Below are 16,110 nucleotides of genomic sequence, written 5' to 3'. Positions count from 1 at the left end.
GTGATTGACAAGCCGGCGAAACGCTCTGCTTCACCTTGTCCTGATCAGGGCGGCAGCCGGCAGCAAGTCTTCATTCAGTATCTAATTAAAAGGAGAGAATGCAACGATGACAATTATTACAGATGTATATGCACGACAAGTTCTCGATTCCCGCGGGAACCCGACAGTAGAAGTAGAAGTACACACAGAAAGCGGCGCATTTGGCCGTGCAATCGTGCCAAGCGGTGCGTCCACTGGTGAATACGAAGCAGTAGAGCTCCGTGACGGCGGCGACACATGGATGGGCAAAGGCGTTACGAAGGCAGTCGACAACGTCAACGATGAGATCGCTCCGGAACTGGTCGGCTTTGACGTTCTCGATCAGCTTGGCATCGACCAGCTGATGATCGACCTTGACGGCACGCCAAACAAAGAGAAGCTTGGCGCAAACGCGATTCTTGGTGTATCCATGGCAGCTGCACACGCAGCAGCTGACGCACTCGGCGTACCACTTTACGTGTACCTCGGCGGATTCAATGCGAAGACGCTGCCGACACCAATGATGAACATTCTGAACGGCGGCGAGCACGCAGACAACAACGTCGACATTCAGGAATTCATGATCATGCCTGTCGGCGCGGGCACGTTCTCTGAAGCGCTGCAGATGGGTGCAGAAATTTTCCACAACCTGAAGAAGGTACTGAGCTCTAAAGGCTACAACACAGCAGTAGGAGACGAAGGCGGCTTTGCTCCTGACCTTGGCTCCAACGAAGAAGCACTGTCTACGATCATTGAAGCGATTGAAAAGGCAGGCTACAAGCCGGGCGAAGAAATCCAGCTTGCAATGGACGTTGCTGCTTCTGAAATCTATGAAGACGGCAAGTACAACCTGAAAGGTGAGGGCGTTGTAAAAACGTCTGAAGAAATGGTCGAGTTCTACGCAGAGCTTTGCGATAAGTATCCGATCGTTTCTATTGAAGATGGACTGGATGAGAACGACTGGGACGGCTTCAAGAAGCTGACCGAGCGTCTCGGCGACAAAGTCCAGCTCGTAGGGGACGATCTATTCGTGACGAACACAGAAAAGCTTTCCCGCGGTATTGAAGAAGGCATCGGCAACTCCATTCTAATCAAAGTAAACCAGATCGGTACGCTTTCTGAAACGTTTGAAGCGATTGAAATGGCAAAGCGCGCAGGCTACACGAACGTGATCTCTCACCGTTCCGGTGAAACAGAAGATGCAACCATCGCGGACATCGCAGTTGCGACAAACGCTGGTCAGATCAAAACGGGTGCTCCTTCCCGTACAGACCGCGTCGCGAAGTACAATCAGCTTCTCCGCATTGAGGACGAGCTGCAGTACGTTGGCAAATACGCTGGTAAAACAGCATTCTACAACCTGAACAAATAAGTATGAGATAAAACGCCGCTCCAGAGTGACCTGGGGCGGCGTTTTTTTGGTGGATGTCAGCAGCCTGAAGGGGGATGGGTGTTATATGCAGAAAGCTGGACTTGGCTGGGTGAAATGAAAGTGTTCAACTTTTGACTTGAAATGATTAACTTGGCTCCTGAAAGCTTCAACTTCCGTGTCAAAAAAGCACTAACTTCGACCGGCAACTGTTTACGAGCATCAATTTTGAACTGCTATAACGAATAAATGATGATTTACGGCGGGAAAACGTTCAACTTACTCCAGAAAACGTTCATCTTTTTTTGTACAAATTGATGTGCCATCCTATATTCATTTAGAAAGAGGAATTTCCAGCTTATAAAGCGAATGGTATTGAAAAGACTGTCTCAGGTTCCGCACCTGAAAGAAACGGAGGAACTCCATGACTTATCGTATCGGTATTGTTGGTCCGGGAATGATTGCGACATCTGCACACATTCCAGCGCTGCTGAAGGATGGCAGAGCGGAAATCGCTGCTGTCACATCGCGAACGCATGAAACAGCTCAGAAGGCAGCCGAGCGCTTCCATATTCCCGGTGTCTACACGTCGGAAGCAGACATGTATGAGAAGGAACAGCTTGACCTCGTTCTGATCTGTGTGCCAAATGCGTATCATGCGGCGTCGGTGCGGAGAGCGTTTGAAGCAGGTGTGCACGTGTTTTGTGAAAAGCCGCCGGCTATGAATGCTGCCGAGGCATCGCTGATGGAAACAGCTGCAGCTGACGCGGAGCGTCATTTGATGTACGGATTTCATCACCGATTTCAACTGGAGACGATCGTCTTAAAAAAAGCGGTCGACAGCGGCGAGCTTGGCGACATCTATCATATGAACGTGCAGGCGGTGAGACGGCGCGGGATTCCCGGCTGGGGATCGTTTACGGACAAGGAAAAGCAGGGCGGCGGCCCGCTGATTGATGTCGGCGTGCACATGCTGGACCTTGCTGCCTACATCAGCGGGTTTCAAACGCCGGTGGAAGTGATGGGGGTGACGCATCAGCGGCTCGGGAGGAAACCTGGAGTCGGACTGCTCGGTGACTGGGATCCGCACACGTTCAGCGTCGAGGACTTCGCCTCCGGCATGATCCGGTTTGAGAACGGCAGCTCACTCGTGCTGGAAACGTCTTATGCCGCGAATACGGCTGAAGAGGAGCGGCTGAACGTTTCCTTTTTTGGTGATGAAGGCGGAGCGGATACATCACCATTTCGGATGTACGGGGAGAAATACGGTGCGCTGCTTGATACAACACCGGTCTTTCTCGATAAAATGGAAGAACGGGATGCCTACGATAGGCAGCTTGCGCATGTTCTTGATGTACTCGATAAAAAAGCTGCTCCTGCACCGGCCTCTCAGGGAACGTATATCCAGCAGCTGGTGGATGCTTTTTATGAGTCAGCAGCCACGGGCAGGGCCGTATCGTTCCGTTGAGCGAATACCGGCAGTTTCCGGGAAGCTCTTGCGCGAATCGACAGTTCGTGTTATATTTTCACAAGGTATTCATGTACGTTTAACAAGGGGTGTATTCCGTGGAACAACTTCTGTCAGTAGCGTTAGTCATTACATCGATTCTGCTCATTGCAGTCGTCCTGCTTCAGTCAGGCCGCAGCGCCGGTCTTTCAGGGGCTATCTCAGGCGGTGCCGAGCAGATGGTCGGCAAGCAGAAAGCAAGAGGACTGGAAGCAGTGCTCAGCCGTGCAACGGTTGTGCTTGGTATTCTTTTCTTCGTGTTTGCTCTCTGGCTCGGTTATTTTATGTAAACGCAAGGACAGAGGCTGTTCCGGAATTGAACCGGACGGCCTCTTTTTTTGTGGGGCCCGGGTTAACAGAGCCTTTTTTCGGGAATAACTGCTCATAACAGCAGGAAAAGACGAACCCGGGAAGGTGACGCATCATGATAGGCTGTCTGATTATCCATGGATTTACTGGAACACCAAAAGAAGTTGAAGATATACAACATTACATGAGGCAGAACAACTGGCTCGTATACACCCCTGAACTCCCAGGCCACGACGGGACCAAAAACGGCTTGAAAGAAGCGGACCACCGCGAGTGGATTTACAAAGCCAAGGTAGCATTGGAGGAACTGATGAACCGGTGTGACAAAGTGTATGTCATTGGTTTTTCCATGGGCGGTGTGATTGCAGGCTACCTGGCGGCTCATTATCCGATCGATAAGCTTGTGCTCGTCTCTTCTGCCGTCTTTTACTTAAATCCGCGTCAAATCGCGGAGGATGTAAAAGGATGGGTCATGGAAGGCATAAAGGGAGAACTTGACGGAAACGACATATACCATTTTTACCGCAATAAAATAAAGCGGACCCCGGCAACAGCTACACTGGAATTTGCACGTCTTGTCAAAAAGCTGCGCCATGCGCTGGCTGATATTACAGTGCCGACGCTCATCGTCCAAGGAGAGAAGGACGGGCTCGTACCGGCAAGAAGTGCTGACTATATTTATGAGAATATCCGTTCAGAAGATAAGGAAATATTCTTTTTTGAGGATGCTAAGCACTATATCTGGTTTGGCGATCAAAAAGAGGCATTTTTAAACAAGCTCGGCCATTTCCTGAACAATCCTGAGCTTGCAGGAACGGAAGACAAAAGGAGTAGAAAGACAGATGATGAAGATCGCTCAACCGAAACCATTCACGTTTAAAGGCGGACCGAGGGCGGTGCTGCTGCTGCACGGCTTTACCGGCAACTCAGCGGACACCCGCATGCTCGGCCGCTACCTGAATAAACGGGGCTATACGTGCTACGCGCCGCATATGACAGGACACGGCGTGCCTCCTGAAGAGCTGGTTAAATCCGGACCGGAAGACTGGTGGAAGGATGTACAGGCAGCTTATCAAAAGCTGAAAGACGACGGCTACGAAGAAATCGTGGCGGGCGGGCTGTCTCTCGGAGGCGTTTACTCCTTAAAGCTCGGCTATACGGTGCCGTTAAAAGGTATTTTTACGATGTGTTCACCAGTGGAAATTCAAAGTGAAGAAAAAATGTACAAGGGCGTGGAGGAATATGCACGCAAGTACAAGCGAAACGAGCAGAAGCCGGAAGAAGAAGTAGAAGCAGAAATGAAGGCATTTGATGGAACTCAGACAGAGACGATTAAAAAGCTGAGAGGCTTGAACAAAGAAGTAAAAGATAATCTCGATCAGATTTATACGCCGACATTTGTTGCGCAGGGCAAGAAGGACCAGATGATTGACATCAACAGCGCCAACATCATCTATGAAACGGTGGAAACAGACCATAAAGAACTGAAGTGGTACGAAGAATCAGGCCACGTTATTACACTCGATAAAGAACGAGACCAGCTGCATGAAGACATCTACGCGTTCCTTGAATCGCTGGACTGGACAGAATAATAACTCATGAGTGGTCTCGCATCATGAAAGGAGACCAATAATGCAGGATATAACAAAAGACCTCATTATGGACGAAATTAAACAGGCGGATAAACCGCTTGGAATGAAAGAATTAGAAGAGCTATTACAGCTCGAAGAAGCAGACCGGTTTAAAGAGGCAGTGAAGCTGTTGAACGAGCTGGAAGAAGAAGGACACCTCGTGCGTACGAGAACGAACCGTTACGGACTGCCTGAGCGGATGAATCTGCAGCGGGGCAGTGTGATCATGCATCCAAAAGGCTTTGCGTTTATTAAAACGGGAGGCGAAGGAGATGACATCTACGTCGCGCCGCGTGAAATGAACGGAGCAATGAACAGCGACGAGGTGCTCGTCCGCGTTCAGCCGGAATCTGGAGGAGACCGGCAGGAAGGCACGATCGTGCGTATTTTACGCCGCGGAACGACCCAGACTGTCGGCACGTATCAGGAGCAGAAGGGCTTTGGATTTGTCGTGCCGGATGATAAACGGATTCCTGCGGATATTTTTATTCCGCAGAATCAGGCGCTCGGAGCGGTAGACGGCCATAAAGTTGTCGTCGAGATCACTCGTTACGCGGAAGGGCGGGCGAGTGCGGAAGGGCACGTGACGAGAATCATCGGTCATAAAAACGACCCGGGTGTCGATATTATGTCGATTATTCACAAGCACGGGCTGCCGGGAGACTTTCCGGAGGAGGCCATTCGCCATGCAGAAAACGTACCGGATGAAATTGATCCGGAAGATTTAGAAGGCAGACGAGATCTGCGTGAAGAAACGATTGTCACGATTGACGGCGCAGATGCAAAGGACCTTGACGATGCCGTTCAGGTGAAGCGACTGGATAATGGCAACTACATGCTGGGTGTCCACATTGCGGACGTCTCGCACTACGTAACCGAACATTCGCCGATCGATAAAGAAGCATCTGACCGTGCCACGAGCGTCTATCTCGTTGACCGAGTCATCCCGATGATCCCGCACCGTCTCTCAAACGGTATCTGCTCGTTGAACCCGCAGGTGGACCGTTTGACGCTCTCCTGTAACATGGAGATCAACTCGTCAGGAGAAGTCGTGCACCACGAGATTTTCGAAAGCGTGATTCGTACGAATGAACGTATGACCTATACGGATGTGCGAAAGATTCTTGAAGACGAAGATGAAGAAGTCATGAATCGCTATAAAGAACTCGTCCCGTTCTTTAAAGACATGGAAGAGCTCGCTGCTGTTCTCCGTAAAAAGCGGTTTCAGCGCGGTGCGATTGATTTTGATTTTAAAGAAGCACAGGTTCACGTTAACGACGAGGGCCGGCCGACGGATGTGACAATTCGGGAGCGGAGCGTGGCGGAAAAGCTGATCGAAGAATTTATGCTTGCCGCAAATGAAACCGTCGCTGAACATTTCCACTGGCTGAAGCTGCCCTTTGTGTACCGGATTCACGAAGATCCGGATGAGACAAAGCTGGCGCAGTTCCTCGAAACCGTAGCCGGATTTGGCTATGTCATTAAAGGAACGGCTAACGGCGTACACCCGCAGGCGCTGCAAAAGCTGCTGCGAAGTGTGAAGGGTGAAGCAGAAGAGCCTGTGATCAGCACGATGCTGCTCCGTTCTCTGAAGCAGGCGAAATATGATCCTCAAAACGCAGGCCACTTTGGACTTGCTGCAGATTTCTATACGCACTTCACATCGCCAATCCGCCGCTATCCGGATTTGATTGTACACCGGTTGATCCGCACGTATTTGATCGAAGGCAAAACGGACGATCAGACCGTCGACCACTGGCAGGAGAAGCTTCCCGATCTGACAAAGCATTCTTCTGAAATGGAACGCCGTGCAGAGGATGCCGAGCGTGAAACGGATGACCTGAAAAAAGTGCAGTATATGGAGGATAAGATCGGAGAAGAGTTTACCGGTGTGATCAGCGGTGTCACGAACTTCGGGCTGTTTGTCCGCCTGCCGAACACGATCGAAGGGCTGGTCCACGTCAGCTACATGACCGACGACTATTATCATTTTGATGAAAAGCGTCTGGCGATGGTCGGCGAACGGAGCAAAGCCACGTTTCAAATCGGTGATGAGCTTGAAGTCCGGCTGGCGAATGTCAACGTCGATGAGCGGATTATTGATTTTGAAATCATCGGCATGAAAAAGCGTCGTCCGAAGCGGAAAGATACCGCTCAGGTGATTGACTCGTCCAAAAAGCGTGGCAGAAAGCCGAAGCGGGAAGGCGGACCAGCGCAGGATGATAAAAAAGGCGGCAAAAAGAAACGCGGCAAGAAAAAGCCGTTTTATGAAAACCTGCCAAAAAAACAACGCCGTAAAGCAAAAAAGAAATCATAGCAGTCGTCATGCCGGAGCAGTGATGCTCCGGCTCAGCGGCAGTTTTGAAAGCAACGAAGAAAGGATGCACTGCCAATGTCCGATTTCAACAAACCAATTGCACAAAATAAAAAAGCCAATCATGATTACGCCATCGAAGAAACGTATGAAGCCGGCATGGTGCTCACCGGTACCGAGATTAAATCGATCCGCAACCGCCGGGTCAACATGAAGGATTCCTTCGCGCGAATTTCCAATGGAGAAGCCTGGCTGCACAATATGCATATCAGTGAGTATGAGCAGGGCAACCGTCATAACCATGAACCAGAGCGTCCGCGGAAGCTTCTTCTGCACCGCAAGCAGATCAATCAGCTGATCGGTCTGACAAAACAGAAGGGCTACACGCTTGTGCCGCTGAAGGTGTATATTAAAAACGGAGTCGCGAAGGTATTGATTGGACTCGGTAAAGGGAAGAAGAAGTTCGATAAGCGCGAAGACTTAAAGCGGAAGGACGCCAAGCGTGAAATTCAGCGCGCATTCAAAGACGAGCAGCTCGGTCGCTGAACTTGACTATACAGCTGACTGTGTTATAATGGAAGTTACCGTTAAGGTCCACACTCCTTAACGTTCTCTCAAGCATGGGGACGTTCTGGATTCGACAGGGATAGGTCGGATTTGCGTGGCGAGTCGAGCTGAGTGTCCTCGTAAAAACGCTCACCTTGCCTATAGTTGGCAACAAAGAAGAAAACTTCGCACTAGCAGCGGCGTAAAAACCCTGCTTGCGGTTCCGCCCTTCATCGCCCATGTGAAGGATCCGGGACTCACTCTAAGTGGGCTACGGTCGTTTTCCTCCACCTGAGGAAAACGGCAGGAGATTAATCAGGTTAGCCCTGCGGAAGCCTGTTGATTGGCTGAAGCAGCGGCGAAATTCTAATAAATCAACTACACTCGTAGAAGCGTAAGTTGCGTTATCCCTGGACGCGGGTTCGATTCCCGCCGTCTCCACCAAATACATATTTGGTGGTTTTTTATTGGGCATTTTTAAGCAGGCTGCTTTCCCTGGAAGGAGAGCAGCCTGCTTTTTGCTTGGGATCGGTCTTTATAACAGGCGGAGTTGAAGGGAGATTAAAAGCGCCAGCCTGATTTCTGGAAACGTCAACGGTACCGGTAATGGCAGGCTGACTCAAACGTTTCATCCGCAGCCCTGACGTTATTATCCTCGAACGTAATGTTTTCATTCTCATGCTGAATCTTTTCATTCTCGGGTCAAATCTTATTATTGTTATCATTCAGCGTACGTTATAACGAAAATCTTTTCATTCATGCGCCCGAACGTATCAACCGCAGCAGTCAAGTTATCATGCTTCCTTGGCAAAAAAACAAGCCGGTGCTCCCATGATGGATGCGCCGGCCTGTGCTCATTTATTCTGCTGCTTTCGTATAAAAATCGGCGAGGACTTCCATTCCTTTGGAGAAATGCTCGACTGGAAAGCTTTCATTCGGCGAATGGAGGTTATCCTCCGGTGTACCAAAGCCGAGCAGCACGACGGGAATGCCGAAGCCGCTGTCGATCGATTCGACCACCGGAATCGAGCCGCCAAGGCGTACGAAAACCGTTTCGCGCCCGAATGCGGCCGAGTAGCTTTCAGCAGCCTTCTGCAGAAGCGGGTGATTCGGGTCCACTTTGTACGCTTTCGCTGAAAGAGCCTCCCGTTTAATGTCAGCGCGTACGCCTTTCGGTACGTGTGCTTCAATATGGCGGACGAGGGCATCCTGAATCTGCTTCGGATCCTGACCGGGAACGAGGCGGCACGTCAGCTTGGCCGTTGCTTCAGATGGAATAATCGTTTTAGTGCCAGCACCCTGGTAGCCGCCGAACAATCCGTTTACCTCAAGCGTCGGCCTGGCCATTGTATGCTCTTTTGCCGTATAGCCTTTTTCCGGTGTTGTTTCCGGAACTCCTGTCGTCTCCGGGTAGTGTTCGCCCGGTGCTTCGTTCATGAGCTTTCGCTCTGCTTCCGGGAGATCCTCTGCGCTTTCATAAAAGCCGTCCACGGTCACTTGTTCATCCGTGTTTTTCATCGTGGCTAGCAGCTGTGCCATCGCCATCGCCGGATTTTTCACAGCGCCTCCGTAAAGACCGGAATGCAGATCGCGGTCTGGTCCTGTGAGCGTGACCTCAAGGCCGGTGAAGCCTTTCAGACCGTATAAAATTGTTGGAACTCCTTTATCGACCATGCCGGAATCGGAAATGAGGGCAAAATCACTCGCGAGTTCTTCTTTATTATTGTCCAGATACGTATACAGGTGTTCGCTGCCGATTTCTTCTTCGCCTTCGATCAGGACTTTTACGTTTACAGGCAGACGGCCTTCCGTTTTCATCATCGCTTCAAAGACGGCAAGGTGCATAAACACCTGTCCTTTGTCGTCGCTTGCACCGCGGGCGAACAAACGGCCGCTTCGGATTTCGGGACTGAACGGGGCGCTGTCCCATAGGTCATACGGATCGGCCGGCTGTACGTCATAGTGGCCGTAGAAAAGCGCAGTCGGTGCTCCTTCCGCACCGGTATATTCGGCGTAAACGAGCGGATGACCGCCGGTTTCACGGCGCTCAACTTTATCGAAGCCTATTTCTGTCAGATACTTCGTTAGAAAAGTGACCGCTTCTTCCATCGCTGGTTTCTTTTCAGGATCTGTACTGATGCTCTCAATGGCGAGAAACTGCTGAAGCTGCTCCAGCAGCCGCTCTTCATGATCCTGCAAATATTGCTTAACACGTTCCATATGTAATCTCCTCCTCCAGGTTAGGATGCTTCTTTAGTTTACTCCTTCTGCTGCTGAACGCGCAAATACGCGTGCCTTTCAGAATAACGGCTGAATTCTGAAAACTCATTGCAGAAACGCGGGAAAGTCGTTAAGATAAAGGTTATAGTTTTCGCGTGACAGGCGCAGAGGTATAGAAGAGAGGATGACAGGACATGAGTGAAGAAAAAGATTTGCGTATACGCAGTAAAGTAATCAGTGAAGGGGCAAACCGGGTGCCAAACCGGTCGATGCTAAGGGCGGTAGGATTTACCGATGACGATTTCAAAAAACCGATGATCGGCATCGCGAGCACGTGGAGCGAAGTGACGCCGTGTAACGTACATATTGACAAGCTTGCTGTGAAGGCGAAAAGCGGGGCTGCCGCGGGCGGCGGTGCACCGATGATTTTTAATACGATTACGGTAGCGGATGGAATTGCAATGGGGCATGAAGGGATGAGCTTTTCCCTGCCGAGCCGGGAAGTGATCGCAGACTCGATTGAAACGGTTGTCGGAGCAGAGCGGCTTGATGGCATTGTTGCAGTCGGCGGATGTGATAAGACTACTCCTGCCTGTCTGATGGCAATGGGACGGTTGAACCTGCCGGCTGTTTATGTATATGGAGGAACGATTGCGCCGGGCAAGCTCGACGGCAGGGATATTGACATCGTATCGTCGTTTGAAGCGGTTGGGCAGTATCAGGAAGGCATCATCGACGATGAACAGTTGCATAAAGTAGAGTGCAGCGCTTGTCCAGGAGCCGGCGCATGCGGCGGCATGTACACGGCGAATACGATGGCGTCTGCTGTGGAGGCTTTAGGCATGAGTATTCCTGGCTCCTCCTCGACTCCGGCGGTCAACGATTATAAAGAAGAGGAGTGCCGCCAGGCTGGCGAACTCGTTGTCGATCTGCTCCGAAACGACATTTATCCTCGGGATATCATGACGAAAAAAGCATTTGAGAATGCAATTACGGTCGTGATGGCGCTTGGCGGCTCCACAAATGCATTTTTGCATCTGACGGCTATGGCTCACTCTGCTGGCGTAGAGCTCGATTTCGACGATTTTGAGCGTATTCGCAAGCAGGTTCCGCATATCGCAGATCTGAAGCCGAGCGGCCGTTACGTTATGCAGGACCTGTATGAAGTCGGCGGCGTGCCAGCCGTAATGAAAGAGCTGCTTGCAGCAGGCCTGCTGCACGGGGACTGCCTGACTGTAACGGGAAAGACGATGGCGGAAAATCTTGCTGAAGCGCCTGCCCTGAAAGAAGGCCAGGACGTTATCCGGCCGCTCGACAACCCATTCAAGCCGACAGGACCGCTCGTCGTGCTGAAAGGAAACCTTGCGCCGGAAGGATCCGTTGCGAAGATGTCCGGTCAGAAAATCAGCCGCTTTGAAGGAACAGCGAAAGTTTATGATTCAGAGGCAGAAGCAACGAAGGCGATTGAAGCGGGTGAAATTGTGGAACACGACGTACTTGTTATCCGCAACGTCGGTCCGAAAGGTGGACCCGGCATGCCGGAGATGCTGTCCATCACGGCGATGATCGTCGGGCGTGGACTCAATGGGAAAGTAGCGCTTATGACAGACGGCCGTTTTTCAGGAGGTTCGCACGGATTTGTCATTGGGCACATTGCGCCTGAAGCGGCAATGGGAGGTCCGATCGGTCTGCTTCAAACAGGTGACAAGGTGACCATCGACAGTGACACGCAGGAAATTAACATGCACGTCGATGAAGCAGAGCTTGCAGCACGAAAAGCGAATTGGAAGGCGCCTGAACCGCGTTACAAAACCGGCGTGCTCGCTAAATATGCGGCGCTTGTATCTTCTTCTGCCAAAGGGGCAGTTACAGATGCCGGACTCGATAAATTCTGATTCTGCTTTACAGACGGGAACGTCCCGTGATATGATACGTTCAACCAATTGAACAGATTACTTATCCAGAGTGGTGGAGGGACTGGCCCGATGAAACCCGGCAACCATCAGCGTATGCTGAAAGGTGCTACTTCCTGCAGAGAGGCGACTCTTTGGGAGATAAGTCCGTTTATTTTAACGAACTCTCCCGTGTCCTTTCTGCTAAGCAGGCAGGCCGGGAGTTTTTCTTTTTTCTGAAACCAGTTGACGGCGTATCAGAAGCCTGGTAAGATTCAAACTAATTCAATTTATCAGATTAATCAAAGTGAAAAACTCAAGATTAATCCTAACTTCATAATAACGATATCTCTTATCCAGAGAGGCGGAGGGACTGGCCCGATGAAGCCCGGCAACCATTCGGATCTGATTGACAGATTCGGGAAGGTGCCAATTCCACAGAGCATAAAGCTCTGAAAGATGAGAGAGAACAGACTGACTTCCTGTATCTCTCTATCTTTTTCAGATAGGGAGATTTTTAATTGCTTCAGGAGGGCAGAAGAAAGAGCTTTGCAAGCTTAAAACTAAGTTTTCCAATTGATTTACTTATAATAACAGGAGGAATGCATCATGAGTGAAAAATCATTTGCGACATATAATCCGGAAACGGTTATTTTACACGGAGGTCAGTCCCCTGACCCGACGACAGGGTCCCGAGCGGTACCGATTTATCAGACGACATCGTATTTGTTTCACGATACAGAGCATGCAGAGAGCCTGTTTTCCCTTGATGAGCCGGGCAACATTTACAGCCGTATCGGCAATCCAACTACGGATGTGCTCGAAAAGCGGATCGCGCTGCTAGAGGAAGGTGTGGCGGCTGTTGCTACCTCTTCCGGAATGGCTGCTATTTCGCTGTCAATTCTAAATCTCGCAAGTGCCGGTGATCATATCGTTGCGGCGACGAATTTGTACGGCGGCACGTATAACCTGTTTTCTGTTACGCTTCCGCGGTACGGGATCGATGTCACATTTGTTGACCCGCAGGAGCCGCAGCATTTTGCCGATGCGATTCAGGACAATACGAAAGCGGTTTTTGCGGAGACGATCGGCAACCCGAGCCTGCACGTGCTCGATATTGCGGCTGTCTCCGAGGTCGCACACGAAGCGGGTATTCCGCTTATCATTGACAATACGTTCGCGACGCCTTATACAGCGCGCCCGATTCAGCAGGGAGCTGACATCGTCGTTCATTCTGCGACGAAATGGATCGGCGGACACGGCACCTCCATCGGCGGACTCGTCGTGGACGGGGGCCGCTTTAACTGGCAGTCGGAGAAATTTCCGGTCTTCAATGAACCGGACCCAAGCTACAACGGCATCGTATACGCGAAAGATTTCGGCACGCTCGCCTTCAGCACGAAGCTGCGCGTACAGCTGCTCCGCGATTTTGGTTCTTGCCTGAGCCCGTTTAACGCATTTCAGCTGCTGCAGGGACTTGAGACACTGCATTTGCGTATCGTCCGTCATAACGAAAACGCATTGGAACTGGCCCGCTATCTGGAAGTTCACCCGGCAGTCGACTGGGTTTCCTATCCGGGGCTTGAGAGTCATCCCGCTCATGAAAATGCGAAGAAAGTACTCGACTATGGTGGCGGAGCGGTTGTGAATTTCGGCATCAAAGGCGGAAGGGAAGCGGGAAGCAAGCTGATAAACTCGGTTTCTCTCTGGTCTCATCTTGCGAACGTCGGCGACGCAAAAAGCCTGATCATCCATCCCGCTTCGACGACGCACCAGCAGCTTACAGGGGATGAGCTCGAAAAGACAGGCGTTTTTGAAGATCTGGTCCGCTTATCTGTCGGAATTGAAAATGCGGAGGACTTGAAAAAAGATCTCGATCACGCCTTACAGATTGCTACAGGTGAAGGAACGTCAGAAGAAAAAACGGTCATTAATGACGAAGGCGTGATTCGCTGGGCGCTGGATCGTGCAACGGTGGATGACAATGGAGCAGTTCGTCCGAAAACGATCGCCGTCGTAGGACTGAGCGGCAAAGAGTCACGGCCAAGTTACCGGCTGGCACGAAAGATGCAGCGGCTCGGGTACCGCATCATCCCGGTTAATCCGAGGGAAACCGAGATTTTAGGCGAAAAAGCATATCCGGACATCACGTCTGTACCAGGTCCGATCGACATCGTGCAAGTGTTCCGAAGTCCGGAAGCGGCGATTGAGATTGCCGAGGAAGCAGCATCGGTTCAGCCGAAAATCTTTTGGCTGCAGGAAGGTGTCATTTCCGAAAAAGCAGCCGTGATTGCGAAAGAAGCAGGTCTTGAAGTCGTCCACAATCGCTGCACCTATAAAGAAGCCCAGCGCCTGCGCGGAACCATTTCTACGTTTGCGTGCGAGCTGTAACGACACGAGAAGCAGGGAGAGGCGCCTGTACCAACTGCCAATTTACATGAAAACGGAGTGAAGGTCATGAACAACTATTGGAAACTTGGAAGCATTGCAGCAGCGGCTCTTTTCGCCGCTGGCTGCTCCTCAGAATCAGAGGCAGACGGGTCTTCACCCGATACGATTACAGTGGACTACGCGTACTACTCCCCAACAAGCCTCGTATTAAAGGAAAAGGGATTTTTGGAAGAGGCGTTCGCAGATGAAGGAACGGAAATTGACTACGTGCTGAGTCAAGGCAGCAACAACGCGCTGGAATTTTTGTCTGGCGGCAGCGTAGACTTCGGCTCTTCAGCCGGAGCGGCGGCCCTTATGGCTAAGGGCAATAACGCTCCGATCAAAAATGTGTATATTTACTCACAGCCCGAATGGACAGCGCTTGTTACGGCGGAAGACAGTGATATCGATTCGGTGGAAGACCTTGCCGGTAAGCAGGTCGCCGCGACGCTCGGAACAGATCCGTATATTTTCCTGATTCGCGCACTTGATGAAGCTGGTCTTTCCGAAGAGGATATTGAAGTCGTGCCGGTTCAGCACAACGATGGCGCGAACCTGCTCGCAAACGGAGAGGTGGATGCCTGGGCTGGACTCGATCCGCACATGGCGAGACAAGAGCTGGAAATAAACGCTGATCTGTTCCACCGTAACAAAGACTTTAATACGTACGGCTTTCTGAACGTAACGGAAGATTTTGCTGAAGCGCATCCGGAAGCTGTGGAAACGGTCATCGAAGCATACGAGGAAGCTAGACAGTGGACGCTCGACAACCCGGAAGAAACAGTGGAAATTATGGTGCAGGAGGCAGGCATCGATCCAGCAGTAGCAGAACTGCAGCTGGAGCGGAACACGTTTGATAATCCGGTGCCCGGTCAGGAGCATATCGACAGCCTAACCGCAGCAGGAGAAGTGCTGCAGAAATCAGGTAATCTGGACGATGAGCTGGAGGTGTCGGATCTGCTGGATGAGCTGATTGATCCGTCCTTTGCTGAGAATGTAATCAACGATTAACAAGGAGGAACTACGATGGCAGTAACGCATGATACAACCGCAGACAGAGCCTTGGCAGAGGTGCCGGGCCGTATAAAGAAGGAGCAGCGTGCGCTGCCGTCGTTTTTAAAAACAACCGGATTGGCCCTGTTATTCCCAGTGCTGCTGCTCCTTATCTGGGAAGGGACCGTCCGTTTTGAGCTCGTTGCTGGCCACCTGCTGCCGGCGCCCACTGAGGTTCTCGGCACGATCGGGGCCATGGCGGCAGACGGTTCGCTCTGGGGACACATCGGCATCACATTGTACCGGCTGCTCTGGGGCTTTTTCTGGGGCACGCTTGCAGCTGTGATTCTTGGCTCTGTTGTAGCGATGTCCCGTAATGCAGAAACAATGTTTGATCCGCTGATACAGGCATTCCGGGCGATCCCGTCCCTCGCCTGGGTCCCGCTCTTCATACTCTGGCTCGGTATCGGCGAGCCTTCCAAAGTGACGCTGATCGCACTTGGTGTGTTTTTCCCGGTTTATCTGAATGTCGTCGGCGGCATTCAGTCCGTGGATCGCAAATTAATTGAAGTCGGCAAAGCATACAGCCTGTCACAGTTTCAACTCGTGCGGCGCATCATTCTGCCTGCCTCGCTTCCGTCCTTTATCACCGGCCTGCGCAGCGGTCTCGGTCTCGGATGGATGTTCGTTGTGGCAGCAGAGCTTCTCGGTGCAAGTCAGGGCCTCGGCTATCTGCTAGTGTTGGGACAGAATACGCTGGCACCAAACGTGATTCTCGCGAGCATTGTCTTATTTGCGATCATGGGCAAGCTGACGGACTATGCGCTCAAAAAAATCCAGACACGCGCCCTGCATTGGCAGGACAGCCTGAAAACGTAAGG

At 51.3% G+C, this 16,110-nt stretch carries 12 protein-coding genes, 1 other RNA gene and 2 riboswitches; of the genes, 12 read left to right on the top strand and 1 reads right to left on the bottom strand.

The window, feature by feature from the left end; genetic code table 11:
• Positions 1 to 106 precede the first annotated feature (106 nt).
• The 8 genes from eno to ssrA all read left to right on the top strand — a co-directional run bounded on the left by eno (position 107) and on the right by ssrA (position 8,138).
• Positions 107 to 1,390, top strand: a complete 1,284-nt coding sequence (gene eno, locus ACSZLD_RS08125) for a phosphopyruvate hydratase (RefSeq protein WP_377909656.1) — start codon at positions 107 to 109, stop codon at positions 1,388 to 1,390.
• 421 nt (positions 1,391 to 1,811) lie between these two features.
• A complete protein-coding gene (locus ACSZLD_RS08120; protein WP_444684856.1) occupies positions 1,812 to 2,855 on the top strand; it encodes a Gfo/Idh/MocA family protein in 1,044 nt (347 codons plus the stop codon).
• Between the two features lie 98 nt (positions 2,856 to 2,953).
• A complete protein-coding gene (gene secG / locus ACSZLD_RS08115) occupies positions 2,954 to 3,184 on the top strand; it encodes a preprotein translocase subunit SecG (protein WP_168005481.1) in 231 nt (76 codons plus the stop codon).
• A gap of 134 nt (positions 3,185 to 3,318) precedes the next feature.
• Positions 3,319 to 4,083, top strand: a complete 765-nt coding sequence (locus ACSZLD_RS08110; protein ID WP_377909658.1) for an alpha/beta hydrolase — start codon at positions 3,319 to 3,321, stop codon at positions 4,081 to 4,083.
• On the top strand, positions 4,049 to 4,795 hold the full coding sequence (locus ACSZLD_RS08105; RefSeq protein ID WP_444685010.1) for an alpha/beta hydrolase: 747 nt from the start codon (positions 4,049 to 4,051) through the stop codon (positions 4,793 to 4,795). The genes ACSZLD_RS08110 and ACSZLD_RS08105 overlap by 35 nt, the downstream gene beginning before the upstream one ends.
• A 40-nt stretch (positions 4,796 to 4,835) precedes the next feature.
• Positions 4,836 to 7,151, top strand: coding sequence for a ribonuclease R (gene rnr / locus ACSZLD_RS08100; protein WP_444684855.1), 2,316 nt, complete (start codon positions 4,836 to 4,838; stop codon positions 7,149 to 7,151).
• 75 nt (positions 7,152 to 7,226) lie between these two features.
• Positions 7,227 to 7,694 carry an SsrA-binding protein SmpB gene (gene smpB, locus ACSZLD_RS08095; RefSeq protein WP_168005485.1) on the top strand — a complete coding sequence of 156 codons (468 nt, stop codon included), beginning with the start codon at positions 7,227 to 7,229 and terminating at the stop codon, positions 7,692 to 7,694.
• A gap of 76 nt (positions 7,695 to 7,770) precedes the next feature.
• Positions 7,771 to 8,138: a transfer-messenger RNA gene (gene ssrA, locus ACSZLD_RS08090) on the top strand.
• 414 nt (positions 8,139 to 8,552) lie between these two features.
• On the opposite strand, the gene ACSZLD_RS08085 is transcribed toward ssrA, so the two are convergent.
• Positions 8,553 to 9,914 (bottom strand): dipeptidase, encoded by a 1,362-nt coding sequence (locus ACSZLD_RS08085; protein WP_444684854.1) that lies wholly within the window; start codon positions 9,912 to 9,914, stop codon positions 8,553 to 8,555.
• Positions 9,915 to 10,108: 194 nt separating this feature from the next.
• Here ACSZLD_RS08085 and ilvD point away from each other — a divergent pair, with 194 nt between their 5' ends.
• From ilvD to ACSZLD_RS08065, 4 genes are all read left to right on the top strand, one after another.
• The gene (gene ilvD / locus ACSZLD_RS08080) at positions 10,109 to 11,809 is read left to right on the top strand and encodes a dihydroxy-acid dehydratase (RefSeq protein ID WP_444684853.1); all 1,701 of its coding nucleotides are present in this window, start codon (positions 10,109 to 10,111) and stop codon (positions 11,807 to 11,809) included.
• A gap of 58 nt (positions 11,810 to 11,867) precedes the next feature.
• Positions 11,868 to 11,975, top strand: a riboswitch (SAM riboswitch).
• Positions 11,976 to 12,155: 180 nt separating this feature from the next.
• A riboswitch (SAM riboswitch) is annotated at positions 12,156 to 12,272 on the top strand.
• 143 nt (positions 12,273 to 12,415) lie between these two features.
• Positions 12,416 to 14,197 carry a PLP-dependent aspartate aminotransferase family protein gene (locus ACSZLD_RS08075; protein WP_377909662.1) on the top strand — a complete coding sequence of 594 codons (1,782 nt, stop codon included), beginning with the start codon at positions 12,416 to 12,418 and terminating at the stop codon, positions 14,195 to 14,197.
• Positions 14,198 to 14,263: 66 nt separating this feature from the next.
• Positions 14,264 to 15,247 (top strand): aliphatic sulfonate ABC transporter substrate-binding protein, encoded by a 984-nt coding sequence (locus ACSZLD_RS08070; RefSeq protein WP_444684852.1) that lies wholly within the window; start codon positions 14,264 to 14,266, stop codon positions 15,245 to 15,247.
• A gap of 15 nt (positions 15,248 to 15,262) precedes the next feature.
• Complete coding sequence (locus ACSZLD_RS08065) at positions 15,263 to 16,108, top strand: ABC transporter permease (protein ID WP_377909664.1); 846 nt, start codon at positions 15,263 to 15,265, stop codon at positions 16,106 to 16,108.
• Positions 16,109 to 16,110: the final 2 nt, after the last annotated feature.

It is taken from the genome of Alkalicoccus luteus (assembly GCF_052061695.1).
Taxonomy (GTDB): Bacteria; Bacillota; Bacilli; order Bacillales; family Salisediminibacteriaceae; genus Alkalicoccus; species Alkalicoccus luteus.
This window is presented reverse-complemented; position numbering and strand designations above follow the sequence as displayed.